The organism is Pseudomonas sp. GM49, assembly GCF_000282355.1.
GTDB lineage: Bacteria > Pseudomonadota > Gammaproteobacteria > Pseudomonadales > Pseudomonadaceae > Aquipseudomonas.
This window is the reverse complement of the sequence record NZ_AKJL01000064.1, coordinates 1-8,096: the sequence shown is the minus strand read 5'-3', so window position 1 is coordinate 8,096 and position 8,096 is coordinate 1. Positions and strand designations below refer to the sequence as shown.

The 8,096-nt window shown below is 62.1% G+C and carries 8 protein-coding genes and 1 pseudogene; 4 read left to right on the top strand and 5 right to left on the bottom strand.

The window, feature by feature from the left end; all coding sequences use genetic code 11:
- Window positions 1–863 (bottom strand): MFS transporter (locus PMI29_RS23245; RefSeq protein ID WP_007995247.1); only part of this gene is annotated, 863 nt, incomplete at its 3' end.
- 164 nt (window positions 864–1,027) lie between these two features.
- Between PMI29_RS23245 and PMI29_RS23250 the strand changes: the two genes are divergently transcribed.
- Window positions 1,028–2,020 (top strand): diaminopimelate epimerase, encoded by a 993-nt coding sequence (locus tag PMI29_RS23250; RefSeq protein ID WP_007995245.1) that lies wholly within the window; start codon window positions 1,028–1,030, stop codon window positions 2,018–2,020.
- A gap of 131 nt (window positions 2,021–2,151) precedes the next feature.
- On the opposite strand, the gene codA is transcribed toward PMI29_RS23250, so the two are convergent.
- From codA to PMI29_RS23265, 3 genes are all read right to left on the bottom strand, one after another.
- Entirely contained in the window at window positions 2,152–3,396 is a 1,245-nt protein-coding gene (gene codA / locus PMI29_RS23255; protein ID WP_007995244.1) for a cytosine deaminase, read from the bottom strand.
- A gap of 218 nt (window positions 3,397–3,614) precedes the next feature.
- Entirely contained in the window at window positions 3,615–3,971 is a 357-nt protein-coding gene (queD, locus tag PMI29_RS23260; RefSeq protein WP_003223505.1) for a 6-carboxytetrahydropterin synthase QueD, read from the bottom strand.
- 74 nt (window positions 3,972–4,045) lie between these two features.
- Window positions 4,046–5,125, bottom strand: a complete 1,080-nt coding sequence (locus PMI29_RS23265; RefSeq protein ID WP_007995243.1) for a hypothetical protein — start codon at window positions 5,123–5,125, stop codon at window positions 4,046–4,048.
- A gap of 373 nt (window positions 5,126–5,498) precedes the next feature.
- Here PMI29_RS23265 and PMI29_RS23270 point away from each other — a divergent pair, with 373 nt between their 5' ends.
- The 3 genes from PMI29_RS23270 to PMI29_RS23280 are packed head-to-tail and all read left to right on the top strand — an operon-like array spanning window position 5,499 to window position 7,804.
- A complete protein-coding gene (locus tag PMI29_RS23270) occupies window positions 5,499–5,819 on the top strand; it encodes a PepSY domain-containing protein (protein WP_007995241.1) in 321 nt (106 codons plus the stop codon).
- A 3-nt stretch (window positions 5,820–5,822) separates the two neighbouring features.
- On the top strand, window positions 5,823–6,491 hold the full coding sequence (locus tag PMI29_RS23275; RefSeq protein ID WP_007995240.1) for a response regulator transcription factor: 669 nt from the start codon (window positions 5,823–5,825) through the stop codon (window positions 6,489–6,491).
- Window positions 6,488–7,804: a sensor histidine kinase gene (locus tag PMI29_RS23280; protein ID WP_007995239.1), complete on the top strand. Its 1,317-nt coding sequence runs from the start codon at window positions 6,488–6,490 to the stop codon at window positions 7,802–7,804. The genes PMI29_RS23275 and PMI29_RS23280 overlap by 4 nt, the downstream gene beginning before the upstream one ends.
- A 117-nt stretch (window positions 7,805–7,921) precedes the next feature.
- Here the strand turns inward: PMI29_RS23280 and PMI29_RS31920 are convergent.
- Window positions 7,922–8,096, bottom strand: a pseudogene (locus PMI29_RS31920) (MFS transporter); the annotation flags it as partial.

The following is an 8,096-nucleotide window of genomic DNA, read 5'->3' as shown; positions in this document are numbered from 1 at the left end:
AACAAGCCTGCGGCGGCCGTCAGCCCGCCGAACACAATCACCCGTGTCGCGCCCAACCGCCGTACGATTTTGTCACCGGTCAAACGCCCGGCGGTCATGGTCAAGGCAAACGCCGCATAACCGAGCCCTGCATACGCCGTGTCGATGCCACGTTCCTGCGCCAGGAACACCGCGCTCCAGTCCAGCGCCGCGCCTTCGGCGAGAAACACGATGAAGCACATCCCGCCAATGAACAGGACAATGCCATGGGGCACCGCGAACGCCGGCCCTGAACTCTCACTGCCGTAGGGCAACAGATGCGGCACGGCCCTGGCCAGCGCGATCAGCAGCATCACGATCACCACCAGTGTGGCTCCCAGTGGAGAAATACCCAGGCCAAGCAACCCGCTGACGCCCGCCGCACCGACGATCCCGCCCAGGCTGAACAGGCCATGGAAACCCGACATCATGTTTTTGCCGCTGGCGCGCTCGACGATCACCGCTTGCAGGTTGACCGTCGAATCCACCGTGCCGAGACCCGCACCGAACATGAACAAGGCAGCGATCAAGGCCGGAATCGACGACACCGTCGCCAGCAGCGGCAGGGCGGCACAGATCAGCAACGTTCCGCCGGTCGTCACCCGCCGGCAGCCGAAACGCGTGGCCAGGATCCCGGCCAAAGGCATCGCCAGGATCGAGCCCACCCCCAGGCATAACAGCAACAGACCCAGGGTGCCTTCATCCAGCCCGGCCCGGGCCTTGGCATAAGGCACCAGCGGTGCCCACGCGGCGATGCCGAACCCGGCGATGAAAAAGGCGATGCGCGTGGACATCTGTTCCAGACGTCCGGGAACGAAGGCGGTTTGGCTGTTGAGGCTGGTCATATCAATCCTTGGAGGAAAACATCGCGTTCCCAACGGACAGGGATTGAACGGGGAGGTTCGATCAGTGCCCGGAAGGTTTGGCGGTCAAACAGAGGCACATCGTTGCACAGCCTCAGTCTGTTTCGCGATATGTTGAGCCCATTCAATGACTCGCGGAGGGCGCCATGGCGCAGAGGTACGATGCACGGGGCAATATCTACATCGTTGTGGCGCCTGAGGAGTTGCGCCGTCAAGGAATCAAGCTGCCCGATCAGGCCAGCGATGCTGCGCAAACCCGTGAGGCGTGGACGCTGGCGGCCATCGAAGCGTGCTGTAGCTGGGCTCCCGGCACGCAACCGCCCGGCAGCAAGGAGCATCGCAGCGACGGTTTGCTGGTCGGCCCCTTTCAATCGTCGCCCCCCTTTGATCTGTTGATCGTCAACACCGACGGGACCCTGGCCGAGCGCAGCGGCAACGGCCTGACGATTTTTTCCCAGGCATTGAGCGACCAAGGGCTTTTACCCCGCGACGAAGCCTGTCTGCTCAGGGTTTATCACGACAAGGCGGATACGCCTTCGCCGGGGCAGACCTCAGTGAAAGCCGCGCAGGTCGATGGCGTGAGCGGATTCTGGCTTGACCTGGGCCAGCCGGGGTTCGGGCCGGCAGCGGTCAGTGCTCACGGGGTCGAAGCTGCGGATTTCAATGGTCGTGAACTCAGCCATGTTGAACAATTGTCGGCACTCAATGGCGCATGGTCGCGCAGCCAGTTCGCGCGGGTCGGTAATCCCCATTGCGTGACGCTTGTCGAAAACGCCGACGATCTGCCGAGCAACGAGCAGATGCGTGAACCAGCGCTGGGTGACGGGTTGATGCGAATCGCCTACGCCATGCCGGTCGGTGCAGGCGAACCTTGTCCGGCGGGGATCAATCTGCAATGGGCGATGCGCTTGTCCGAAGGGCATATCGCTGCGCGAGTGTTCGAGCGGGGCGAGGGACCGACGGCGTCGTCGGGGACCAGCGCCAGTGCGGTGGCCTGCGCGGCTTGGCGGGCAGGCTGGGTGACGGCTGGTGAAGTGAATGTGACGATGCCGGGTGGCACGGCGCCGGTCTTGCTGGAAGAGGAGCAGGGGGAATTGAGGCGGGTCAGCCTGTTTGGTACGGCTCGGTTGATCGATTGACTGTTAGATCGCCATCGCGAGCAAGCTCGCTCCCACAGTTGATCTTCAGTGAACACAAAATCTGTGAACGACAAAGATCCACTGTGGGAGCGAGCTTGCTCGCGATGGGGCCTGTCCAGCCAGTGCAAATGTCAGTTCAGGCCACTGAACTCCACCACCGGCATCGTCCGCTTCATCAACACCTTGCCATCGCGCACCGAGTACAGCGGCAACCCCTGACTGCGGATCACCTCGTAATCACTCTCCGCCGACAGAATCAGCAGGTTCGCCGGCCGCCCGCGCTCCAGGCCATAGCGATCGCCGAGGTTCATGGCTTTGGCGCTATTGTCGGTCACCAGATCCAGCGCGCTTTGCAGGTTGCGATAACCGAGCATGTGGCAGATATGCAGCCCGGCTTCGAGCACCCGCAGAATGTTGCCATTGCCCAGCGGATACCAGGGGTCGACGATCGAATCCTGGCCGAAGCACACGTTCATGCCTGCTTCCAGCAACTCGTTGACCCGGGTCACGCCCCGGCGTTTCGGGAAATTGTCGAAACGACCCTGCAGGTGGATGCTTTCAGTGGGGCAGGAGACAAAACTGATCCCCGAATGCCCGAGCAAGCGAAACAGTTTGGCGCAGTAGGCGTTGTCGTAGGAGCCCATGGCCGTGGTGTGGCTGGCCGTGACCCGCGAACCCATGTCGCGGCTGCGGGCCTCTTCGGCGAGCACTTCGAGGAAGCGCGAATGCGGGTCGTCGGTTTCGTCGCAATGCACGTCCACCAGGCAACCGCTGCGTTCGGCCAGGTCCATCAGGAACTTCACCGAGCTGACGCCCTGATCGCGGGTGTATTCGAAATGCGGAATGCCGCCCACCACGTCCGCGCCCATGCGGATGGCTTCTTCCATCAATTGGCGACCATTGCGGTAGGACTCGATGCCTTCCTGGGGGAACGCGACGATTTGCAGGTCGACCAGGTGCCGACTTTCCTCGCGCACTTCGAGCATGGCCTTGAGTGCGGTCAGTTGCGGGTCGGTGACATCGACGTGGGTGCGCACATGCTGGATGCCGTGGGCGGCGAGGGTCTGAATGGTTTTCTTCGCCCGGGTCTTGGTGTCTTCCAGGGTGATGCTCGCCTTGCGCTCGCCCCAACACTCGATGCCTTCGAACAGCGTACCGCTCATGTTCCAGCGCGGCTCGCCGGCGGTCAGGGTTGCGTCGAGGTGGATGTGTGGCTCGACAAAGGGTGGCACCACCAGTTTGCCACCGGCATCCAGATCGTCAGGGCCCAGGGTCGGGGCTTCGATCTGGCGGCCGATGCTGCTGATCAGACCGTTTTCCAGGTACAACTCATGCAGGCCTTCCTGGTTGCGCAGACGGGCGTTGATGATGTGCATCAGGCAGATCCTTTTATCGAATCGTTTAGGCAATACCTCTACGTTAGCTCGGTGGTGGCAACTCCTGCCAGTGACATTGATCACTACAGTTCAAATGTGGGGCTTGTCCTCTTGGCGGGGGCGAGGAAAAAAGCACAGGCATAAAAAAACAGCCGATGAAGGCTGTTTTTTATGTCACTGACGAAACGCTGTTCCATTGTGGGAGCGTTGTCTGAAGATTACTCGCCGCGATAGATGCAACCGCTGGTGCAGGTTTCGTGGATGCGAATCGCACTGAGTTCCGGCAACAACGGCTTCATTTCATTCCAGATGAATTTGGCCAGCACTTCACTGGTCGGATTCTCCAGCCCGGGAATGTCATTCAAATAGTTATGGTCGAGGCGCTCGTACAGCGGCTTGAAGATCGCCTTGATCTCCGAGAAGTCGCGGATCCAGCCGGTGTGCGGGTCCAGGTCGCCGCTCAGGTGGATTGCCACTTTGAACGAGTGACCGTGCAGGCGCCCGCACTTGTGGCCGTCCGGTACGTGGGGCAGGCGGTGGGCGGATTCGAAAGTAAATTCCTTGAAGATTTCCACAGTTTTTCAGCTCTGTTCAGGTGGCGTTCGCCGCAGCGATTCGGGCAGGGGGCGAGTTTAACAGTTTGTCCTGACTAAAGGGTCAGCAAGCGCTCGCCGAGGCGACCGTTGGCGGCCAGTTCGAGGAATTCGTCGCCCATGCGGCGGCTTTCCTCCATGGTCGTGCGCCAGTATTTCTGCCGGCTCGGGGCGTCGCCCATGAAGCGCTTGAAATCGTTACGGTCTGGCAGTTTGCCGTAGGGCAGGCGCGCCAGGTAGTCCTTTGACGGTGCCAGCAGCAGCACGTTTTGCAAGCGAGTCGGGCAGGCGCGGCGCCACGGCAGGGTCTTGTCGAACCAGCCGGGAATCACCCGGTCGGTGAAGTGCGGGTAGAGCACGATATCGTTGCCGCTGTAAGGCAGGTCCAGGTGATAGTCCAGCAGGCCGCCGTCGCGATAGGTTCCGGCACCGGCGCCCGGCAGGTCGCGCACGCCTTCCATCACCATCGGGATCGAGCCCGAAGCCAGCAGGGCCTGGCGCAGATTGCCGGCATTGAGGGCGACGAAGCGCGACGGGAAGTCGTTCAAGGCGTGGACCGGCGGCGCCAGGCGCGGGTCGTGGATGATCAGGCGCTCGAAGTGCCGGGCCAGCCTCGCCCGGCCGCGCAGGTTGTCGGCGATGACCGAGGACAGGCCCAGCCCGAGGCGACCTCGATGATCGTCGGCCAGCAGGCCATGGCTTTTGACCACCATGATGTTCAGGCGGTAATCGCTGTTGCCGAGGATCGAGGCATCGCGACCGTCGAGCAGGTCGTTGAGCATGCGCTGTGAGCTCTGGCTGATCTGCGCCATGGTCACGCCCTTGGCAAAGTTCTGCTCGGTGTACAGCTGCCCGAGACGCCGGATGCCCTCGGCGGCATCCGGCAGGCAGGCGCTGGCGAAGCGCCAGGACCCCACCGATGCACCAATCAGCGAGCGTTCCCGCGGTGCTGCCGGCAGCCACTCGCCGAACAGCGCCAGGTCCAGCCCCTGAATCCCCAGTGCCTTCGGACCGCCAGCCGCGCCCGGGAGGGTGCCGACGTCGGCGGCGTTCAAGCCGTTGTCCCGGATGCGCGCAAAGGCGCGTGGACCGGCCTTGAGGGTCAGGGAGGGGAACTTGATGTGGATGGCGGTCATTGCGGTCTCGAAGTCGGGCAAGCGGGAAATTATAAACGCGATCATTGTGGGAGCGAGCTTGTTCCGGGCGGCGATCCGACGATAGCGGTGTTTCAGTCACATCATTGTTGGATGTGCCGCCGCCATCGCGAGCAAGCTCGCTCCCACAGGGACTGGGGGGGGCAGCAATGATGGCAATTCAGCTTCAATTAAGTTCAGCGGGTTAAGGTGGCTCGCCTGGACCCGGACGCAACGCTGGTACCATTGTGGCTTTCGGGAAGCTCACACCACTCGCACTGGCCAGGTATCCCGGTGATCGGCAGCAGAGTATCGACCGGGCTCTTGAATTAGACCCGGTCAGCGGGCAGGTTCTCAAGGAACATCAGGATTGGTAATGAAGGTGTTTTTATTCAATCGATGCATCGGCAGCCGGATGGCGCTGGTGCTTCTGGCATTTTGCTCGGTGGTGATGGCCCGTGACCTGGATCAGAATGAAGCCCTGCGCCTGCGTCAACAGGGCGTGATCCTGCCGCTGGAGCAACTGCTGCAGCAGGCGATGGATCGCTACCCCGGCGCGAAACTGCTGGAAGCCGGGCTCGAAGAAAAACATGACGTCTACATTTATGAAGTCGAGCTGCTGACCCCTGAAGGCGTAGTCCGCGAACTGGACATCGAAGCCACCACCGGCCGTTTACTCAAAGACAAGGAAGACTGATCCATGCGTTTGCTGCTGGTGGAAGACCATGTGCCCCTGGCCGACGAACTGCTGACCGGGCTCAACCGCCAGGGGTACGCGGTGGACTGGCTGGCTGACGGTCGCGACGCGGTGCATCAGGGCAGTACTGAACCTTATGACCTGATCATCCTCGACCTCGGTTTGCCTGGCGTGCCGGGGCTTGAGGTGCTGGCGCAATGGCGCGCGGCGGGACTGGCCACGCCGGTGCTGATCCTGACGGCCCGTGGTTCCTGGGCCGAGCGCATCGAAGGCCTCAAGGCCGGCGCTGACGATTACCTGACCAAGCCATTCCATCCCGAAGAATTGTATTTGCGCATCCAGGCGTTGCTGCGCCGCTCCCATGGCCAGGCCAACCAGCCGACGCTCCAGGCCGCCGGGCTGCATCTGGATGAAGGTCGCCAGTGTGTTGCCCGCGACGGTGCGGACATTCAGCTGACCGCTGCGGAGTTTCGCCTGTTGCGTTATTTCATGTTGCACCCCGAGCAGATCCTCTCCAAAAGCCACCTCGCCGAACACCTCTACGACGGTGAAACCGAGCGTGATTCCAATGTGCTGGAAGTCCACGTCAACCACTTGCGCCGCAAGCTCGGCAAAAGCGTGATCGAAACCCGTCGCGGCCAGGGTTACCTGTTCGGCGGGCAAGCCCGGTGAGATCGATCCAGCGCCGCCTGAGCCTGGGCCTGATCAGCGTGATGGTGGTCGTTGGCCTGGTGCTGGCGCAAACCAGCCTGTGGCTGTTCGAAATGGGTTTGCAGCGCTACCTCGAAGCCGGGTTGCGCAATGACAGCGAGAGCCTGCTGGCCGCACTGGTGCGCGGGCCGCAAGGCTTGCAACTGGATGAACGACGCCTGTCACCGGCCTATCAGCGGCCGTTTTCCGGGCATTACTTCCGCATCGATTTTGCTGACGGGCATTGGCGTTCCCGTTCGTTATGGGATCAGGAACTGCCGGCGCTCGATCATCCCGGCCTGCACGGTAACCTGCAACTGGGGCCGGAAGGGCAACAGTTGCTGGTGCTGCGTACGGACTATCGACGTTCGGGGTTGCCGATCTCCATCAGCGTCGCCGAGGATTACACGCCGATACGCGAAAGCTTCCGGCGCATGCAACAGCTCGGGTTGGGCCTTGGTTTGACCGGGCTGCTGCTGATTCTGCTGCTGCAACGGATTACCGTGCGCCGCGCCTTGCGTCCGCTGGAACAGGCCCGCGAGCAGATCGCGCAGTTGCAACAGGGCCAGCGCTCGCAACTCGACGATCAGGTGCCGGTGGAACTGGAGCCGCTGGTGGCGCAGATCAATCACCTGCTGGCCCACACCGAAGACAGCCTCAAGCGTTCGCGCAACGCTCTGGGCAATCTCGGCCATGCCCTGAAGACACCGCTGGCGGTGCTGTTGAGCCTGGCTTCAAGTGAGCAGCTTGAGGCGCATCCGCAGTTGCGCAAAACCCTCAAGGAACAACTGCAACAGGTCGAGCAACGGCTCAATCGCGAACTCAATCGTGCGCGCTTGTCCGGCGATGCGTTGCCGGGCGCACTGTTCGATTGCGACGCCGAACTCCCCGGATTGCTGGCAACCCTGATCATGATTCATGGCGAACACCTGGCGCTGAGCTACCGCGCTCCGGCCGGTTTGCAGTTGCCCTGGGATCGCGAAGACCTGCTGGAGCTGCTGGGCAATTTGCTGGACAACGCCTGCAAATGGGCGGACACGGAAATCCGGCTGAGTGTTGTCGAGACCGCTGAGGGATTCGAGCTCAGCGTCGAGGACGACGGCCCGGGCATTCCCGAAGACCGCCGTGATCAGGTGTTCGGTCGAGGGACGCGGCTGGACGAACAGACCGACGGGCACGGCCTGGGCCTGGGTATCGTGCGCGACATCGTCGATACCTGGGGTGGAGGATTGCAGTTGCAGGAGAGCGAGTGGGGCGGGCTGATGGTGCTGATCGAGTTACCCAGACACGTCTGAACAGACCGGGAACCTGTGGGAGCGAGCTTGCTCGCGATGGCGATCTGTCTATCACATTGATGTCGAATGTGCTGACGCTATCGCGAGCAAGCTCGCTCCCACAGGACCGGGCGCCGGTCAGGTGTGATGAATCTCCCGATCCTTGGTTTCCGGCATGAAGAAAATTCCCAGGATGGCCGTCATCACCGCGATGACGATCGGATACCACAGCCCGTAGTAGATATCACCCGTGGCCGCCACCATGGCGAACGCCACCGTCGGCAGGAAGCCGCCGAACCAGCCGTTGCCGATG

Bases quoted from the DNA above. Each gene is read 5' to 3' on its own strand.
- PMI29_RS23270 (WP_007995241.1), top strand. From the start codon at position 5,499: ATGAAGGTGTTTTTATTCAATCGATGCATCGGCAGCCGGATGGCGCTG.
- PMI29_RS23250 (WP_007995245.1), top strand. From the start codon at position 1,028: ATGGCGCAGAGGTACGATGCACGGGGCAATATCTACATCGTTGTGGCG.
- PMI29_RS23265 (WP_007995243.1), bottom strand. From the start codon at position 5,125: ATGACCGCCATCCACATCAAGTTCCCCTCCCTGACCCTCAAGGCCGGT.
- codA (WP_007995244.1), bottom strand. From the start codon at position 3,396: ATGCACATCATCAACGCCCGTCTGCGCAACCAGGAAGGCCTGCATGAG.
- PMI29_RS23275 (WP_007995240.1), top strand. From the start codon at position 5,823: ATGCGTTTGCTGCTGGTGGAAGACCATGTGCCCCTGGCCGACGAACTG.